The organism is Mycobacterium sp. 852014-52450_SCH5900713, from assembly GCF_001667075.1.
Classification (GTDB): domain Bacteria; phylum Actinomycetota; class Actinomycetes; order Mycobacteriales; family Mycobacteriaceae; genus Mycobacterium.
Window position 1 is genome coordinate 1 of the sequence record NZ_LZIL01000073.1, and the last position, 16859, is coordinate 16859.

At 65.9% G+C, this 16859-nt stretch carries 21 protein-coding genes; 15 read left to right on the forward strand and 6 right to left on the reverse strand.

Going from position 1 to position 16859, the window contains the following annotated elements; translation table 11 throughout:
- The coding region (locus A5773_RS22045; protein WP_156744926.1) for a DUF222 domain-containing protein at positions 1 to 695 on the reverse strand (695 nt) is incomplete at its 3' end.
- Positions 696 to 873: 178 nt separating this feature from the next.
- Between A5773_RS22045 and A5773_RS22050 the strand changes: the two genes are divergently transcribed.
- Entirely contained in the window at positions 874 to 1338 is a 465-nt protein-coding gene (locus A5773_RS22050; RefSeq protein ID WP_067263166.1) for a hypothetical protein, read from the forward strand.
- Between the two features lie 111 nt (positions 1339 to 1449).
- On the forward strand, positions 1450 to 2580 hold the full coding sequence (locus tag A5773_RS22055) for a nitronate monooxygenase (RefSeq protein WP_066954345.1): 1131 nt from the start codon (positions 1450 to 1452) through the stop codon (positions 2578 to 2580).
- Between the two features lie 8 nt (positions 2581 to 2588).
- Here A5773_RS22055 and A5773_RS22060 read toward each other — a convergent pair whose 3' ends face one another.
- Genes A5773_RS22060 through A5773_RS22070 form a run of 3 tightly spaced genes read right to left on the reverse strand, consistent with a single transcriptional unit; the run spans position 2589 to position 3571 of the window.
- Complete coding sequence (locus tag A5773_RS22060; RefSeq protein ID WP_066954342.1) at positions 2589 to 2813, reverse strand: hypothetical protein; 225 nt, start codon at positions 2811 to 2813, stop codon at positions 2589 to 2591.
- Between the two features lie 57 nt (positions 2814 to 2870).
- Positions 2871 to 3161, reverse strand: coding sequence for a hypothetical protein (locus A5773_RS22065; RefSeq protein WP_066954339.1), 291 nt, complete (start codon positions 3159 to 3161; stop codon positions 2871 to 2873).
- A gap of 11 nt (positions 3162 to 3172) precedes the next feature.
- Positions 3173 to 3571, reverse strand: coding sequence for a hypothetical protein (locus A5773_RS22070; protein WP_066954336.1), 399 nt, complete (start codon positions 3569 to 3571; stop codon positions 3173 to 3175).
- Between the two features lie 211 nt (positions 3572 to 3782).
- On the opposite strand from A5773_RS22070, the gene A5773_RS22075 reads away from it, so the two are divergent.
- Genes A5773_RS22075 through A5773_RS22085 form a run of 3 tightly spaced genes read left to right on the forward strand, consistent with a single transcriptional unit; the run spans position 3783 to position 6652 of the window.
- Positions 3783 to 5066 carry a cytochrome P450 gene (locus tag A5773_RS22075; RefSeq protein WP_066954333.1) on the forward strand — a complete coding sequence of 428 codons (1284 nt, stop codon included), beginning with the start codon at positions 3783 to 3785 and terminating at the stop codon, positions 5064 to 5066.
- 10 nt (positions 5067 to 5076) lie between these two features.
- Positions 5077 to 6090, forward strand: coding sequence for an alcohol dehydrogenase catalytic domain-containing protein (locus A5773_RS22080; RefSeq protein WP_067792583.1), 1014 nt, complete (start codon positions 5077 to 5079; stop codon positions 6088 to 6090).
- 13 nt (positions 6091 to 6103) lie between these two features.
- Positions 6104 to 6652: a YceI family protein gene (locus A5773_RS22085; protein WP_067792586.1), complete on the forward strand. Its 549-nt coding sequence runs from the start codon at positions 6104 to 6106 to the stop codon at positions 6650 to 6652.
- Positions 6653 to 6673: 21 nt separating this feature from the next.
- On the opposite strand, the gene A5773_RS22090 is transcribed toward A5773_RS22085, so the two are convergent.
- Positions 6674 to 7780 carry a hypothetical protein gene (locus A5773_RS22090; RefSeq protein WP_067792600.1) on the reverse strand — a complete coding sequence of 369 codons (1107 nt, stop codon included), beginning with the start codon at positions 7778 to 7780 and terminating at the stop codon, positions 6674 to 6676.
- Positions 7781 to 8394: 614 nt separating this feature from the next.
- Between A5773_RS22090 and ag85B the strand changes: the two genes are divergently transcribed.
- On the forward strand, positions 8395 to 9387 hold the full coding sequence (ag85B, locus tag A5773_RS22095) for a diacylglycerol acyltransferase/mycolyltransferase Ag85B (protein ID WP_067263173.1): 993 nt from the start codon (positions 8395 to 8397) through the stop codon (positions 9385 to 9387).
- Positions 9388 to 9473: 86 nt separating this feature from the next.
- Here ag85B and A5773_RS22100 read toward each other — a convergent pair whose 3' ends face one another.
- Entirely contained in the window at positions 9474 to 10091 is a 618-nt protein-coding gene (locus A5773_RS22100; RefSeq protein ID WP_197507903.1) for a hypothetical protein, read from the reverse strand.
- 54 nt (positions 10092 to 10145) lie between these two features.
- Between A5773_RS22100 and A5773_RS22105 the strand changes: the two genes are divergently transcribed.
- From A5773_RS22105 to A5773_RS22145, 9 genes are all read left to right on the forward strand, one after another.
- Entirely contained in the window at positions 10146 to 10727 is a 582-nt protein-coding gene (locus A5773_RS22105; protein ID WP_082948345.1) for a chorismate mutase, read from the forward strand.
- Positions 10728 to 10820: 93 nt separating this feature from the next.
- Positions 10821 to 11270: a resuscitation-promoting factor RpfC gene (rpfC, locus tag A5773_RS22110; RefSeq protein WP_232001941.1), complete on the forward strand. Its 450-nt coding sequence runs from the start codon at positions 10821 to 10823 to the stop codon at positions 11268 to 11270.
- 37 nt (positions 11271 to 11307) lie between these two features.
- Complete coding sequence (locus tag A5773_RS22115; protein WP_197502247.1) at positions 11308 to 11781, forward strand: SRPBCC family protein; 474 nt, start codon at positions 11308 to 11310, stop codon at positions 11779 to 11781.
- 6 nt (positions 11782 to 11787) lie between these two features.
- Positions 11788 to 12621: an SDR family oxidoreductase gene (locus tag A5773_RS22120; protein ID WP_067792589.1), complete on the forward strand. Its 834-nt coding sequence runs from the start codon at positions 11788 to 11790 to the stop codon at positions 12619 to 12621.
- Positions 12622 to 12634: 13 nt separating this feature from the next.
- A complete protein-coding gene (locus A5773_RS22125; protein ID WP_066954315.1) occupies positions 12635 to 13054 on the forward strand; it encodes a lipoprotein LpqH in 420 nt (139 codons plus the stop codon).
- A 53-nt stretch (positions 13055 to 13107) separates the two neighbouring features.
- Positions 13108 to 14439 carry a cytochrome P450 gene (locus A5773_RS22130; RefSeq protein ID WP_067792592.1) on the forward strand — a complete coding sequence of 444 codons (1332 nt, stop codon included), beginning with the start codon at positions 13108 to 13110 and terminating at the stop codon, positions 14437 to 14439.
- Positions 14440 to 14516: 77 nt separating this feature from the next.
- Positions 14517 to 14960, forward strand: coding sequence for a limonene-1,2-epoxide hydrolase family protein (locus A5773_RS22135; RefSeq protein WP_066954312.1), 444 nt, complete (start codon positions 14517 to 14519; stop codon positions 14958 to 14960).
- Positions 14961 to 15494: 534 nt separating this feature from the next.
- Positions 15495 to 15686 carry a hypothetical protein gene (locus A5773_RS22140; protein WP_066954309.1) on the forward strand — a complete coding sequence of 64 codons (192 nt, stop codon included), beginning with the start codon at positions 15495 to 15497 and terminating at the stop codon, positions 15684 to 15686.
- A 33-nt stretch (positions 15687 to 15719) separates the two neighbouring features.
- Positions 15720 to 16706, forward strand: coding sequence for a DMT family transporter (locus A5773_RS22145; RefSeq protein WP_067792594.1), 987 nt, complete (start codon positions 15720 to 15722; stop codon positions 16704 to 16706).
- The last annotated feature ends 153 nt before the right edge of the window (positions 16707 to 16859 follow it).

Sequence of the window (16859 nt, forward strand, 5' to 3'; positions counted from 1 at the left end):
GGCGCGGCCAGCTTGGCCAGCACCGCCTCCCAGGTGGCGCGGGCCTCGGGGGTGAGCCAGCCGCTCAGCTTGGACATACCGTCGCTGTCTTGGGCTCCCAAGGTCAGGCCGCGGCGCCGAGCGCGGTCGGCATCGGTGAACTGTCCGTCGGGATTGAGGTAGCAGGTCAACCGTTCGGCGACCTTGCGCAGCCCTTCCGGGCGTTGCTCGCCGGCCCAGCGGGCGAGGTCGGCCTCGGCGGCCTCGCGGGTGGGGGCATCGACACAGCATGGCAGTTCGTCGAAGAAGCGGTGGATGACGGCGATGTGGGAGGCGCCGATGTTTCCGGCGCGCTGGGCGGCCGCGGTGGCCGCATACTGCGGCGCCAGCGGCTCACCGGTCAGCGTGTGTCGCGTGCCCAACGCGCGGGCGTCGGTGATCCGGCGCGTGGCTTCCCCGCGGGTGATGCGCAGGCGGTCGGCCAGCACGTGCGGCAACGTGCCGCCGAGTTCGGCCGGAGTGGCTTGGCAATCGATCTGATTGAGCAGCTCGTGGCCGGCCACCGGCAGCCGCCTCATCTCGCGTTCGAGGGATTCGAGGTAGGTGAAGCGCTCCGGGGTGGTCAACGCGTCGTACGAGTGGGCGTTGATGCGCGAGACGACCTCGTGCAGCGCGGCGTAATCCGCCGCAATCTCGTCACGATCACTCGAACGCATGTTCGAATGATACTTCGCCCCACCGACAACACCAGCCGCCCCGAAACCACTGAAACCAAAGTGGCGTAAGTGATTTCGGGGCCCGGTGCGCCATTGCCTGAGGCCGCCCTTGCGCTGCTGCGAAACAATGGGTCCAAGTCGACGAATGCTCCCGGTAAGCCGGAGATGGAGGAGCGTCATGGCCTCGTTGCTCACGGCCTGCGGCGGATTCTTATTCGCCGTCTTGTGGATGGATCTCATCTTCGATGTGCAGGTCCTCCGATTCCGTTCTGCGCCAACCGATCTGCCAGAGGCCGTACTTGCCTCCATCGCGGCTTACTACCACCGCGCGACCACCACCTCGCGCCCGATGAGCCGGCTCATCGCCGCCGTCATGGTGATCCTGCTGGGCGCGTTGACCTACCAGTCCGCACGCGGGCATGACCCCTGGTGGCTTCTGGTGCTGTCGGCAGTCCTCGCGGGGAGTCCGACCATGCTGGCGTTGACGCAAACGGTTCCCGATGCGGTGCGGCTGGGGCGCCGAACAGACGGTCCGCCCGAGCAGACCCGGCTGGCGCGGTCCGTCTGCCGGGATCACCTTGTCTGCGCCGGCTGCATGTTCGCGTTCCTGGTGCTGTGGGTCGCGCGCAGCGTGGCACTTTGACCGGCCGACGGGTCGTAGTGACAAAACGCAGGTCAGGACCCGGTGGCCACGTCAGGGCCGTCCGTACTAAACTAGAACACGTTTCAATTCGGCCGCGTCCCAGGAGTAGGCATGCACACCCCTATTTGCGACGAACTCGGTATCGAGTTTCCGATCTTCGCGTTCACCCACTGTCGTGATGTCGTGGTCGCAGTCAGCAAGGCCGGCGGTTTCGGCGTGCTCGGCGCGGTCGGCTTCACCCCCGAGCAGCTCGAGATCGAGCTCAACTGGATCGACGAGAACATCGGCGACCACCCGTACGGCGTCGACATCGTCATCCCGAACAAGTACGAGGGTATGGACTCGCACCTGTCGGCCGAGGAACTGGCCGACACGCTGCGCAAGATGGTGCCCCAGGAACACCTCGACTTCGGCAAGAAGATCCTGGCCGACCACGGCGTGCCGATCGAGGACAGCGACGGCGACAGCCTGCAGTTGCTCGGGTGGACCGAGGCGACCGCCACGCCCCAGGTCGAGGTGGCGCTCAAGCACCCGAAGGTGAAGATGATCGCCAACGCCCTGGGCACTCCCCCGGCCGACATGATCAAGCACATCCACGAGGCGGGACTCAAGGTGGCCGCGCTGTGCGGGTCGCCGTCGCAGGCTCGCAAGCACGCGGACGCGGGCGTCGACATCATCATCGCCCAGGGCGGCGAGGCCGGTGGGCATTGCGGCGAGGTGGGCTCCATCGTGTTGTGGCCGCAGGTGGTAAAGGAGGTCGCCCCGGTGCCGGTGTTGGCGGCCGGTGGCATCGGCAGCGGCCAGCAGATCGCGGCGGCCCTGGCGCTGGGCGCCCAGGGGGCGTGGACGGGCTCGCAGTGGCTGATGGTCGAGGAATCCTCGAACACGCCGGTTCAGCAACAGGCGTACGTCAAGGCGGGCAGCCGGGACACCGTGCGCAGCCGGTCGTTCACCGGCAAGCCGGCCCGCATGTTGCGCAACGACTGGACCGAGGCGTGGGAGGCGCCGGACAACCCGAAGCCGCTGGGAATGCCGCTGCAGTACATGGTTTCCGGCATGGCGGTGCGGGCAACGAACCGGTACCCGAACGAGAGCGTGGACGTCGCGTTCAACCCGGTGGGTCAGGTTGTCGGCCAGTTCACCAAGGTGGAGAAGACGGCGACGGTCATCGAGCGCTGGGTGCAGGAGTACCTGGAAGCGACGAACAGGCTGGACGAGCTGAACGAGGCCGCCTCCGTCTGACGGCGGAGCTAGACCTCGTCGTCGAGCTCATCGCGGCCGCTGAACATCTCCCTCGTCCGGTCCACCGCGTACGTGCCGATCTCGATCGAGTTCTGGACGATGCCGCTGACACCGCCGGAAATGTCGCCCCGGATGATGTCACTACCGTGTTCGACGATGTCGGAGGCCTTCTCGACCGCGTTGGTCGCGATGTCCCTGGCCGCGTCGACCGCATCTTTCGGGCTGAAGCCCATCTCGAGTCTCCTCTCGTGGCAGGACAGTTGGCTATGACTCTAGACCGGGCGTAGTGCTCAGTAGTTGACCAAGGTGCGCCAGTAGGATTCGGGGATTTCGGCCCCGGACCGCAATATTCGGGCCAGCCCCACGGCCATCGCGATGCCCAGCAGGCCAAGCCAGAGTCCGGCCAGCCCGATGATCGCCCACAGGGCGGCGGTGACGACGGGCCACGGCGAGAGCACCGCGAGGATCGGCGCGAAAAAGAAACCCGTCCCGATATACCACGCCGAGCCCGCGCGATCCGACGCGAGGACGAAACGCAGCCAACGCGGGACGAGGGTCTCGCCCGGCCCGCCGTCGTCCATGGCTCAGCCGCTCACTCGGCCGGAGGGAAGAATCCCGCTCCGGTGAACCATCCCTCTTGCCAACCCCGCTCGCCCAGGCACAACATGGGCAGCCCGCGGTCCGACTGCGCCGCGGCTTGCGGCCCAGGGCACTTCGCGCCCGCCTGCTGCACCCCGTACAGCGGATAGGAGATGACCCAGTAGCCGGTGGTGGCCGCCGGGAACTGGTTCGGCGGAGGGAAGTGGCACGCCTCGGCCTGACCGCTGGGGCCCCGGCCGAAGATGAAGTGCTCATAGTTGTCGCACGGCGCGCCCAACGACGCCTGATAGTTCATCCCCGGCACGTCGCCGTCGTATCCGGCTGCCGCGCACGGCGCCACGCCAATCGCAATGCCCGCTATAGAAGCGGCGCTGAGCACTTCCCGAATCATGTTCCACCCCGCCTGTCGTCGCTGGTGACCTGCACCAAAGCATATCCATCGGGCCGTAGCCCACAAGACCGTATTGGTGGTCTGGATGAGAAACGAGGAACACGTTCCAATTTGCACCCGGCGATCTTGCGTCAACGCTTCCCAACCGTGGTGCGGCAATGGTTTATTTGCACAAAGACGACTAGACCACTTCGTCATCGAGGAGCGGGCCATGCCAACCGTCGAGCCAACCGCCAAGCCGGTCCCCAATCTCCCCCCCGGATTCGACTTCACCGATCCGGACATCCACGCCGAGCGACTGCCGGTGGAGGAGCTGGCCGAACTGCGGCGGACCGCGCCGATCTGGTGGAACGAGCAGCCGCTGGGGGCGGGCGGATTCGACGACGGCGGCTTCTGGGTGGTGTCCAAGCACAAGGACGTCAAAGAGGTATCGCTGCGCAGCGATGTCTTCTCCAGCCTGCAGAAGACCGCGCTGCCACGCTACAAGGACGGCACGGTGGGCGAGCAGGTCGAACGCGGCAAGTTCGTGCTGCTGAACATGGATGCGCCGCAACACACCCGGCTGCGCAAGATCATCTCGCGGGCATTCACCCCCCGATCCATCGAGCGCCTGCGCGGTGACCTCGCCGAGCGGGCCCGGAACATCGTCGCGGAAGCGGCCGCCGAGGGGCGCGGTGACTTCGTCGAGCAGGTCTCCTGCGAGTTGCCGTTGCAGGCCATCGCCGGGTTGATGGGTGTGCCCCAGGAAGACCGCAAGAAGCTTTTCCACTGGTCCAATGAGATGGTCGGCGACCAGGATCCGGAGTTCGCCAGCAACGACGCCATCACCGCTTCCGTCGAGCTCATCATGTACGGCATGCAGATGGCCGCCGACCGGACGAAGAATCCGGGCGAAGACCTCGTCACCAAGTTGGTCCAGGCGGACATCGACGGCCACAAGCTCTCCGACGACGAGTTCGGCTTCTTCGTCATCCTGCTGGCCGTTGCCGGCAACGAAACAACCCGCAACTCCATCACGCAGGGCATGATGGCCTTCACCGACTTTCCCGATCAGTGGGAGCTGTTCAAGAGGGAGCGTCCCGCCACCGCGGCCGACGAGATCGTCCGCTGGGCAACCCCGGTGACGTCCTTCCAGCGCACCGCGCTGGAGGATTACGAATTGTCAGGTGTGCAAATCAAGAAGGGTCAGCGGGTGGTGATGGTCTACCGCTCGGCCAATTTCGACGAGGAAGTCTTTGACGACCCGTTCACGTTCAACATCCTGCGCGACCCCAACCCGCACGTCGGGTTTGGCGGCACCGGCGCGCATTACTGCATCGGGGCGAACCTGGCGCGGATGACGATCGACCTGATGTTCAATGCGATCGCCGACGGCATCCCGGACCTGGAATCGATCGGAAAGCCCGAACGGCTACGGTCGGGCTGGCTCAACGGGATCAAGCACTGGCAGGTCGACTACCACACCAACGGCGCGAAATCCCCTGCTGCGCAGTAGCATCAACCGCATGGCAACCCATCGAGCAGTTCACGTCAAGTCGGCCGGGGCACCATTAGAACTGGTCGATGTCGAAACCAAGCCACCAGGACGTGATGAGGCGCGGATAAACGTCACCGCGTGTGGAATCTGCGGCACGGACGCACACTTTGTCGCCGGCGGCTTCCCCGGCATGACGTGGCCGTTGACTCCCGGGCACGAAATCGCCGGAACGATCGCCGAACTCGGTGCGGGTGTCGAGGGTTTCGCCGTCGGCGATCGAGTCGCGGTCGGGTGGTTCGGCGGGTGCTGCTACCACTGCGATGAATGCCGAAAAGGCCACTTCATCCATTGCGAGAACGGGAAGGTCCCGAGTTACCAATATCCGGGCGGCTATGCGGAATCGGTGACTGTTCCGGGGAGCGCGCTCGCCCGCATACCGGAAGGGCTTTCCGACGCAGAAGCCGCGCCGATGGGTTGCGCCGGCGTTACCACGTACCATGCGTTGCGGCATACGAAGGCAGTGCCCGGCGACCGGGTCGCCATCCTCGGTGTCGGCGGGCTCGGCCACCTCGGGGTGCAGTTCGCCCGGGCGATGGGTTTCGAGACCATCGCCATCGCTCGTGGCAGCGGCAAAGAGGGGGACGCCCGGAAGTTGGGCGCCCACCACTACATTGACTCCACCGCCGCCGATCCCGCAGAAGCGCTGAAGGCACTGGGCGGCGCGGCAGTCGTGCTGGCGACCGCGGGCAACTCGTCGGCGATGGCCGCAACCGTCGGCGGGATATCGCCCCAAGGCGAGCTCGTCACCATCGGCGTCACGCCCGAACCGTTGCCGATCAGCCCCATCCAACTGATCACACCCGGGGTCAGCATCGTCGGTCATCCTTCCGGCACGGCGAAAGACGTTGAAGAGACGATGCATTTCGCCGTGCTGTCCGGCGTGCGGGCGTGGATCGAGGAACTACCGCTGTCACAGGCCGCCGACGGATACGCGGCGTTGGAGCAAGGGCGTGCGCACTACCGCACAGTGCTGACGATGTGATTACAGTCGGCCTATGACCGACGATTGGAGCTTGGACGCAGCCGACGGCGAGCTACTTCTTGCCACCGGCGTTCGCGGGCGGGCGGCGCGAATGGGTCACCGTCTCACCATCGCCATGACCCGCTGGCATGCCATCGTCGGCTGGGCCGGCTCGGAACCCGCCACCGTGGAGCTTGTGGTCGAAACGGATTCCCTCGAGGTGTTGCGCGGCGAGGGCGGCGTAAAGGGGTTGTCAGGTCCCGAGAAGGTTTTGGTGCGTTCCAACGCCTTGAAGTCGTTGGACGCCAGCCGGTTTCCCGAGATCCGCTTTTTCGCACAGACCATCGGCAAGACCGAAGACGGGTACCGGCTCACCGGTCAGCTCGAAGTTCGGGGAAAGTCCCGGGACCACGTAATCGACCTGCGCGCAGAGGATCTCGGGGACGCGTGGCGGATGTCCACCGAATCATCGGTCCGCCAGACCGACTACGGCATCAAGCCGTACTCATTGCTGATGGGTTCGGTCCAGGTCGCCGATGAGGTTTCGGTGTCCTTCACCGCGATTCACGCGAAGAACGCCTGAGCGGCTGTCCCGGCGCCGACGTCAGGGCTGCGGCTGGGTGGGCGCCTGGGGGGCCGAGGCACCCGTCGCGTCGCCGGTGTCGCCCGGAATGTGTTCGAGCATTCGCGTCAGGTAGGGCTGCCTGCTATTGGGTTCCGGCTGCTGCTCGTCGGGCGTGGCGGCCTCCGTGATCGGTTCGCCGACGGAGACTTTCGCCTGCGGGGTCAGCGGCGCCACGACCGGGGGCGGTGCCACGGCCTCGGCGAGCTGCGGAGTCGGTGCGGGCTCCGTGTGCCGCGGGACGGGCTTGCTGGTCGGCGCCAGCTGGATGCCCACCGCGAGCGATATCGAGGAGACAAAGGTGATAACGCCGGCGGCCAGAGTGGTCACGGCCCCGGCGTACGACAGCTTTCGCGGCGCCGGCGGTGCGGCGGCGGGTTCACCGGGGTGGACCACCAACTGGTCGTCGGTGAACTCGGTGCTTCGGGCGGCGGTCAGCGCAGCGCCCCGCGCAATGGTCACCTGAGCCATCGCTTGCACGAACACCGGCACCGGCAGGGTCTTTTCGAGCTGCCAGGAGAGGCCGTCGATGTCGCTGTGCGCGCCGATGACCACCACCCCGGCCGGCTGCCAGCCATTGCGGTCGAACATGCCGGTCAGCCAGCGAGTCAGGCCGTCGAAACCGCCGCGCACCTGCTTGGTCGCCGTCTGCGTTTCCCCGTCGCGGGTATCGACCATGACGACGGTCGTCGAGTCGCGTTCGAGGAGACAGACCGCGGTCTGCTCGTAGCCGATGACCGGCGCGATGGCCTGCGCCAGTGTCTCGACGGCATCGAGTTGCCTTACCGGCACGACGTTGTCGAAGCCACTGTCGGTCAGCGCTTCCAGCAGCAACGCGGCGTGGGCCGCCGCGTCGTCGTTCCACGTCACCCCGATGACCCGCAGCCGATGGTCGCTGGCGGCCGCCTGCGCTTCCACCCGCGCGATCTCGTCCGCTACTTGGTCCGCGGTACTCACGGCGCGTGCGCCGTGACCGGCGTCCAGCGCCAGCTCCTGATGATCCAGGATGGTGCCGTCTGCGCCGTGTCCTTCAGCGAGCACCCACCCAACGGTGGTCGGCGTCACTGACAGCCCAAGTACCGTATCCAAACTCATGCCCCAATCGGTCCCGGACGCCCGATGCCCTCAGCCACACCCACGCGCACCAGAAAAACCCTGGTCAGGTGGGTCGTGAGGGCCGGAACGGACCGAGATAACGTGGTCTCCATCGGCTTGCTCCGTGAGAGCCTACGCGGTCGACGCGGGTCGGGTTGCCCCGGTTCCGCCTCGCCGCAGAATCCGCCACTCGGGAACCAGTCGATGCGCCCACAGGTCGTGCTGGTGGGAGAAGGGCCGTCGGCGCGGGGAAACCATGCCTTCCGCCCGCCGCGATAAACGTCTTACGGATACCGAATCGACTTTTTCGGCGCTGGTTCGGCGGCGCGGCGCCGCTAGACGTCGTGGCGAGATCGAAAATGGCGGCTTTGCGCATTACGGCGCGGCCAGCCCTAGACCCCGCTGCCAGGCGTTATGCGTGGCCCGGTGGTCAAATCCGGGTGCGGGTCAACCGGTGCGAACGTTGCGGCGCTCTTATCCCCGCGAGCGCAATTGGCGGGGGAATTCCGATACCAAACTGAGACACCCCCGCGTCCCGATCGACATTCGGGCTATTCGCACGGTAAATTCCTGCCTGAGACGACGGTCACACACGACAAGGGGCAGGTATGACAGATGTGAGCGAGATGGTCCGGGCCTGGGGGCGCCGGCTTTTAGTCGGTGCGGCAGCCGCCGTTACCCTCCCGGGGCTGATCGGTCTTGCCGGCGGCGCACCGACCGCGGGAGCGTTCTCGCGCCCGGGCCTGCCGGTTGAATACCTGCAGGTGCCGTCGGCGGGGATGGGCCGCAACATCAAGGTCCAGTTCCAAAGCGGCGGTAACGGCTCCCCCGCGGTGTACTTGCTCGACGGCTTGCGCGCCCAGGACGACTACAACGGCTGGGACATCAACACGCCGGCGTTCGAGTGGTACTACCAGTCGGGCCTGTCGATCGTCATGCCCGTCGGTGGCCAGTCCAGCTTCTACAGCGACTGGTACAGCCCGGCCTGCGGCAAGGCCGGCTGCTCGACCTACAAGTGGGAAACCTTCCTGACCAGTGAGCTGCCGCAGTACCTGGCCTCCAACAAGAGCGTCAAGTCCACGGGCAGCGCCGCGGTCGGCATCTCCATGGCCGGTTCCTCGGCCCTGATCCTGGCCGCCTACCACCCGAACCAGTTCATCTATGCGGGCTCGCTGTCCGCGCTGATGGACCCCTCACAGGGCATGGGGCCATCCCTGATCGGCCTCGCGATGGGCGACGCCGGTGGCTACAAGGCGAGCGACATGTGGGGCCCGTCCAGCGACCCCGCGTGGCAGCGCAACGACCCCTCACTGCAGATCCCCAAGCTGGTGGGCAACAACACTCGGCTCTGGATCTACTGCGGTAACGGCACACCGTCGGAGTTGGGCGGGGCGAACATGCCCGCCGAGTTCCTGGAGAACTTCGTGCGCAGCAGCAACTTGAAGTTCCAGGACCAGTACAACGCGGCCGGTGGCCACAACGCCGTGTTCAACTTCAATGCCAACGGAACACACAGCTGGGAGTACTGGGGAGCCCAGCTCAACGCCATGAAGCCGGACCTGCAGGGCACCCTGGGTGCCACCGCAGGCGGCGGCGGATAGCCTCACCTGCCCCGAGGTCGCTGCTGCGCCCGACGACGACGCCGTCGGGCGCAGTAGTGCGTCATGGCCCTTTGGGTCTCCGCCGATCAACGCGTCGCGGCGAATTGGTCGGTGACATCCGTCCAAGCCGTCGCGTCCCTGTGGTGATCGTTCATGTTGCGGCACTGGCCGTAGACGCGTAGGACGCCGAGGTGCGGTTCGTCGTCGTGGCGGTAAACGATCACTGTGACGCCGTCCTTGGTGAGTGTCTTCGCGAACGCGTGATTGTTGGGTGGTAGGCCCTCGGCCCAGCCATCGCCGGCCAGCGTCGCGGCAAACCGGCCGAAATAGGTGTCGGCCGGTGCGGTGGCGGGCAGCGAGAACGTCAGGTAGATCGAGCCCTGATACGGCGGGTCGTCGCGGTTTTTGCAGGACATCAGCGAGTAGCCCGCCGAGGACGCTTGCAGACCCGTCGCGGTGACGATGTGCTGGGCCGATTGGACGACCTGGGCCTTCGATTGATCGTCGCTCACCGGACTGGCGGGATGTTCGAGGGCGTCGGCGGGCTTCGAGTGCAGCCGGTCCACCATGATGAGCGCCGCACCGAGCAAGAGGGGAATCGCCAGCGCGACGGCGATCAGCGCACGAATCTGCCTCGAGCGCAACGATTTCCCGCGCTTCCCGCCAACGCGGCGCGGGCCGCGATTGTCCATGGTCGACGACATCAACACCTCAGGCTAACTCCCAAATGCGCTCGTATCCGGCGCTGCCGCAGAATCATGGTCATGCAGAGCCGGCGCATAACCCTGGTTACCCGCTGCGCCGGCATGGCCGTCGGACTGACGATCCTGGTCGCATCGCCCGCGAGAGCCGACGATGCGAGCCCTCTCACCGAGTTGGTCGACGCCGCCGCGCAGCGGTTACAAATCGCCGAGCCGGTGGCCGCCTTCAAGTGGGTCAGTCACGGGGCCGTCGAAGACCAAGGACGCGTCCGGCAAGAACTGGCGAAAATGGCCGCCCAGGCCTCGGCCAGGCGGATCGACCCCGACTACGTCACCCGGGTATTCGGCGACCAGATCCGCGCCACGGAGGGCATCGAATACAGCCGGTTCGCGGATTGGAAGCTCGATCCCGAAGCCGCCCCGGCCGAGTCGGCCGATCTGTCGGCGTCGCGGTCGGCGATCGACGACCTCAACCAAACGATGCTGAACCAGATCGTGGCCAACTGGGACTTGCTGCATTCGGCGGCCTGCCCCGCGCAACTCGGGGTCGCCGCGAGCGGCGCCATCCGCGCCCGCGGCCTCGACGCCCTCTATCAACGGGCGCTGGCGTTAGCCACTCAGGCATATTGCCAGCAATAATTTAGTTTTTCCTCAACGGTTTCTAACACTTTCTTTTTGCTCCGCGATATTGCCGTTTGCGCAGATAGAAGGCATATCTCGCGGCTTTTTCGAATGGGTAACGCTTTGGCCACAGCGTCCGAAATCCATGACATGAAAATTCTCTGCAAGCCTCTCGTCAAGTCCCTGGCGGTCGGCGGGTTCGTTGCAGCGTCGATAGCTTCGTCCACTGGTATAGCCACCTCCGCACCCACGCCCAACTGGGACGCGATCGCCCAGTGCGAGTCCGGTGGCAACTGGCACGCCAACACCGGAAACGGCGAATACGGTGGACTCCAATTCAAGCCGGGTACCTGGGAGCGGTACGGCGGCGTCGGCAACCCGGCGGCCGCGTCCCGAGAGCAGCAAATCGCCGTCGCCAACCGGGTTTTCGCCGACCAAGGGGTGGAGGCGTGGCCGAAGTGCGGCGCCAATTCGGGCCTGCCGATCGGTTGGTACTCGCACCCCGCGCAGGGCATCAAGGAGATCATCAACGGGCTGATCCAGGCGGCGGCGCCGCACTGACGATCAATGTCCTCGCGGTCTATGACCGAACGGCAAGCTGTGTTTGGATCAGGCCATGGAAGGTTCGGCGACTGTTCATATGGCGGCGTCTGCGGACAAGATCTGGGATCTCATCGCAAACGTTCGCAACATCGGCCGGTTCTCCCCCGAAGTGTTCGAGGCCGAGTGGCTGGGCGACGCGAATGGCCCCGCCCTCGGCGCGAAATTCCGTGGTCACGTTCGGCGCAACGAGATTGGGCCGGTGTATTGGACGACGTGCGAGGTGACCGCGTGCGAGCCCGGCCGCGAATTCGGGTTCGCGGTGCTGCTCGGCGATCGGGCGGTCAACAACTGGCACTACCGGTTGGCGCCCAGCGGTGGCGGCACGGATGTGACCGAGTCTTTCCGGCTCAACCCGGCCCCGTGGCTCGGCCTCTACTGGCTCTTCGGGGGTTTCCTGCGTAAGCGACGCAACGTGCGCGACATGACCAAAACCCTGAACCGCATCAAAGATGTGGTCGAGGCCGGCTGACGCGCCGTGAAATCGATCTTCATCACCGGCGCGGGCAGCGGCATGGGCCGGGAGGGGGCAACGCTGTTCCACGCCAAGGGGTGGCGGGTCGGCGCCGTGGACCGCAACGGCGACGGCCTGGCGACGCTGCGGGAAGAACTCGGTGGCGACCGGTTGTGGACCCGCCAGGTCGATGTGACGGACAGGGCGGCCCTGGAGGGTGCCCTCGCCGACTTCTGCGCAGGCAACAGTGACGGCGGGCTCGACATGATGTGGAACAACGCCGGCATCGGCGAAAGCGGCTGGTTCGAGGACGTGCCCTACGAGGCCGCCATGCGCGTCGTCGACATCAACTACAAAGCGGTGCTTACCGGCGCCTACGCGTCGTTACCGTATCTGAAGAAAACGCCTGGCAGCCTGATGTTTTCGACCTCGTCGTCGTCGGGCACCTACGGCATGCCGCGGCTCGCCGTCTATTCGTCGACCAAGCACGCGGTCAAAGGGTTGACCGAGGCGCTCAGCGTCGAGTGGCACCGGCACGGGGTCCGCGTCGCCGACGTGCTGCCCGGCCTGATCGACACGGCCATCCTGACCACGACGACGAATCACTCCAACGACGGCGGCGCGCCGAGGACGGCCGACGAGCTTCGGGCCACCGCGCCCAAGAAGGGGTTGTTCCGGCTGATGCCGGCGAGCAGTGTGGCGGAAGCCGCGTGGCAGGCTTACCACAACCCGAAGCGGTTGCATTGGTACGTGCCGAAGAGCATTCGCTTGATCGACTTCTTCAAGGGCCTGAGTCCGGAACTCGTGCGACGCAGCATCGTCAAATCCCTACCCGCGCTGATGCCGAAGCGGCAGTGAAGGAGTTGAACCAATGCGAAACCGGTTGATCGCAGTGGTTTTCGTGTTGATCGCCGGTGTCGGCGTCGCGGGGTGCGGACAGGCCCAGACCACGCCCCGCAAAGCGGCCCGCCTGACCATCGACGGCGCCACTCACACCACCCGCCCTCCGGCGTGCAGCCAAAACCAGCAGTACCGCACCATCGACATCAAGGACCGCGACGGCGGCGTCGAGGCAGTGGTGCTGACCAGTGGTTACCGGGTGATGCCCCAGTGGGTGAAGATCCGCAACGTCGACGGATTCACCGGGAGCTTCTGGAACGGGGGCGTGGGCGACGCGCGCGCCGACGTCACTAACGACGCCTACACGATCACCGGTAGCGCCTACGGCATCAACAGCAGCAACCCCGACAAAGTGGTGACGACGGAGTTCAAGATCATCGCGGAGTGCTGACGGTGTCCGGGGTCCGGGCATAGGCTCGGTGACATCAATCGATGGAGGGGCCGGTGAAGGCGCGATTGCACTGGTTGGCGATGCACGGGTTCATCCGGGGCGTCGCGACGCTCGGGGTCCGGCGCGGTGACCTGCACGCCAGGCTGATCGCCGACCCCGGGGTGGCGGCCGATCCGGTGCCGTTCTACGACGAACTCCGAGCGGCGGGGCCGCTGGTCGAGGGTCGCGTGAGTTATCTGACGGCCGAGCATGCGCTCGCCCACGAGCTTCTGCGCTCCGACGACTTCCGCGTGCTGGTGTTCGGGGCGAATCTGCCCGGTCCGCTGCGCTGGCTGGAGCGCCGCAGCCGCGACGATCTGCTGCATCCGCTTCGCGCGCCGTCGCTGCTCGCCGTCGAGCCGCCGGATCACACCCGCTACCGCAAGACGGTGTCCGCGGTCTTCACTCCCCGCGCGGTCGCCGCGTTGCGCGCTCGCGTGGAGCAGACCGCCGCCGACCTGTTGGATCAGCTGGCCGCCCAGTCCGGGGCCTCGCAGGTCGTTGACATTGTGGGCCGGTATTGCTCGCAACTCCCCGTCGCGATCATCAGCGACATCCTCGGCGTGCCGGAGCGTGACCGGCCGCGCGTCCTGGAGTTCGGTGAGCTCGCCGCACCGAGCCTGGACATCGGACTGACCTGGCGGCAATACCGCAGCGTGCAGCGAGGGCTCGCCGGCTTCAGCTCCTGGCTGGGCGAGCATCTCGGTCAGTTGCGGCGCGCCCCGAGCGACAACCTGATGAGCCAGCTGATCCAGGTAGCCGAAAGCGGCTCGGCCGAAACATATCTGGACGAGAACGAGCTGCAAGCGATCGCCGGGCTGGTATTGGCGGCCGGGTTCGAGACCACGGTCAACTTGCTCGGCAACGGAATCCGCATGCTCCTGGACGCTCCCGACCGCCTGGATACCCTGCGCGAACGACCGGAGCTGTGGCCTAACGCCGTTGAGGAGATACTGCGGTTGGAGTCGCCGGTACAGCTGACCGCGCGGATGGCGCAGGGCGACGTTGAGCTTGCCGGGAAGCGGCTGCAGCGTGGCGACTTGGTGCTCGTCTATCTGGCAGCCGCCAACCGCGACCCGTCCGTTTTCCACGAGCCGCACCGCTTCGACATCGAACGGCCCAACGCGGGAAGGCATCTCGCGTTCTCCGGGGGCCGGCACTTCTGCCTGGGCGCCGCGCTGGCGCGCGCCGAGGGCGAAGTCGGGCTGCGTACGTTCTTCGACCGCTTCCCCGAGGTGCGTGCGGCGGGCGTGGGCAGCAGGCGCGACACGCGGGTGCTGCGGGGCTGGTCGTCGCTGCCGGTCGCGCTGGGGCCGGCACGGTCGATGGCTCGCGTCGACGGCTAGTGCGGCGTGCCGGGAGGGTGCCGGCTGTTGACACCCGTTCGGCAACCGAGTTTATTTGCGCTATGACAGACGTTTCTATGATCTCGGTCGAGGATGTCGTCCTCGGGCTTTGGCAGGCGCTCTCGCGCCGGGACTGGGAGGCGGTCAAGACGTTTTTGTCCGATGACTGCCTCTACGTCGATATGCCGGTTCCGGCGCTTTCGGCGCGCGGACCGGAAGACATCGTCAAGCGGCTCAAGATGGGTCTCGAGCCGCTGGCGGGCTATGAGAACCACGATGGCGTGCTGGTGTCCAACGGTGCTGACGTGATGTACGAGCACTCCGAGACATGGACGTTCACCACGGGTGAGCGCGGCGTGCTGAGGTTCGTGACGGTCCACAAGGTCGAGGGCGGCAAGGTCACCGTTTGGAAGGACTATTGGGACATGAACAGCCTGGTCAGCTTCGCTCCCCCGAACCACTTCGAGAACCTGGCGACGGCCGACACGAGCTGGGTCTTCGACGCGACAAGCTTGGTCTAGCAGACTCGGGGTTACCTCATTTCTCTGCTGGTGTGAGCGCACAGGCGCTCCCCCCGAACTGACCAAGCGGAATGTTCAGGGCTAGGTAGCCAGACTGAGAAACGCTTCTGCGCATCCAACCACGTTGTCGCCGTAGCAGATTGGGCAACCGCGTTCGAGTATGTCGGTCATGGCGGAGGAGGGCGAGATCTCCTGCGATCCGCTTGCTGGGTGATCGCCGGTCCGTCTGGCCAATGAGGCCCTCCGACGCCGCGCGATGACGGTACTCGAGACGTTAACTGCGGCGCCGAAAATCGGAGATTCGGGTGCGGTCGTCTGACGACTTCAGGGCGGGCGCCTCAACCGACGCTGGTTGTACTCGATCACGCGATGCTTACCAAATGGATAGGAAACCCTATCCCTAGTGGCAACCCAATCTGGCTTCCCGGTCATTCCGGAAGCAGTGCTTTGTCTAGCACCATTTCCTTCATGAGTTCGTCATGAATTCGGCAACGACAATCACATGACCGAAACGAAGTCAACGAGGAGAATGCCATGACCGCCCGTAACATCCACCCGTCGACCGCCGTCGACCAGCAGAACCCTCTCCGGTCGGCGCTCTCCACGAGCTTCCGCGTCGCCTTCATCGTGGCTGTGGCTCTGGGCACCTTGGCTGGAACCGGGCTGGTCCTGTCGCTGTTGAAAGCGCTCGCCACCAGCAGGTACGGCGTCTACTTCGGGGTCTAGCCCGAAGTGAGCTCGGCATCTTGAGGAGATCCCATGTTATCGGAACTCGCGGTTGTGCTCGCCCTGTGCGCCGCGCTGGCATCCGCGATCGGCGCGGTGAGCCGTCAACGGTCCGCGCATGAAGTCACCGACGAACCAGTCGGCCACTGGGAGTTGTTCCGCATGTCGTTGCACGACTCCCGGTGGTGGCTTGGCGGCGGGGGGGCCGTTGCCAACTACAGCCTGCAAGCCGCCGCGCTGGGGGTCGGGTCGGTGATGTTGGTGACGTCGCTGCAGGTGACGGCGCTGCTATTCGCCCTGCCGCTCAATGCGCGGCTGACCCATCAGCGGGTGACCCGCCGGCAGTGGATGTGGGCGACGGTGCTCGCCGTCGCTTTGGCGGTGGTCGTCACAATTGGCGACCCGAAGGCCGGGCAGTCGCAGGGGTCGCTGACAACCTGGACTGTGGTGGCCCTGGTGTTGGGTCCGCTACTGGTGTTCTGTGTCCTGGGTGCGCGCATTTGGCCCGGCCCGCGTGCGGCTGTACTGCTGGCGGTGGTGGCCGGTTCGTCGCTGGCCCTGTTCGCGGTGCTAAGCAAAGCCGTCGTCGCGGCGGCCGGACATGGTTTCGGGGCGCTGCTGTGCGCGCCGGAGTTCTACGTCTGGATACTGGCGGCGTTGGCAGGGATGATCTTTCAGCAGTCATCGTTTCGCGCTGGTGCGCTGACCGCCTCAATGCCGTCGGTGACCGTGGCCAAACCAGCGGTGGCATCGGTTCTGGGCATCGTGCTGCTCGGCGAGACCCTCAACGCCGATGGCGTGGGGATGATCGTGCTGGCGTCGGCGGCGATTGTGGTGATTGTCGCGATAGTGGCTCTAGCCCGCGGCGAGGCCCAAACGGCGGCACTCAGTAGCGAGCAAAACGCGGAGACCTCTGATCAGGCTGCGGTGCCCGAGACACTAACCCGGCCGCGCGTGACGTTTGGGTCCGCGGTGCCATCGACACCTATTCTTGGCGAGCGCAGCTGTCGTGCCGCATGAGCGTTCCTACGCGCTCACGGTTCGGGAACAAGTCTGCTGCCCGAACCACAGTGGGCGACCCGAGCGGACTCAGGCGTCGGGAAACATTCTGGGCTGCAACGGATTCGGCGACATCGGCGCTTACGTCGCTTGGATGGTCACCCCTCGTATGTC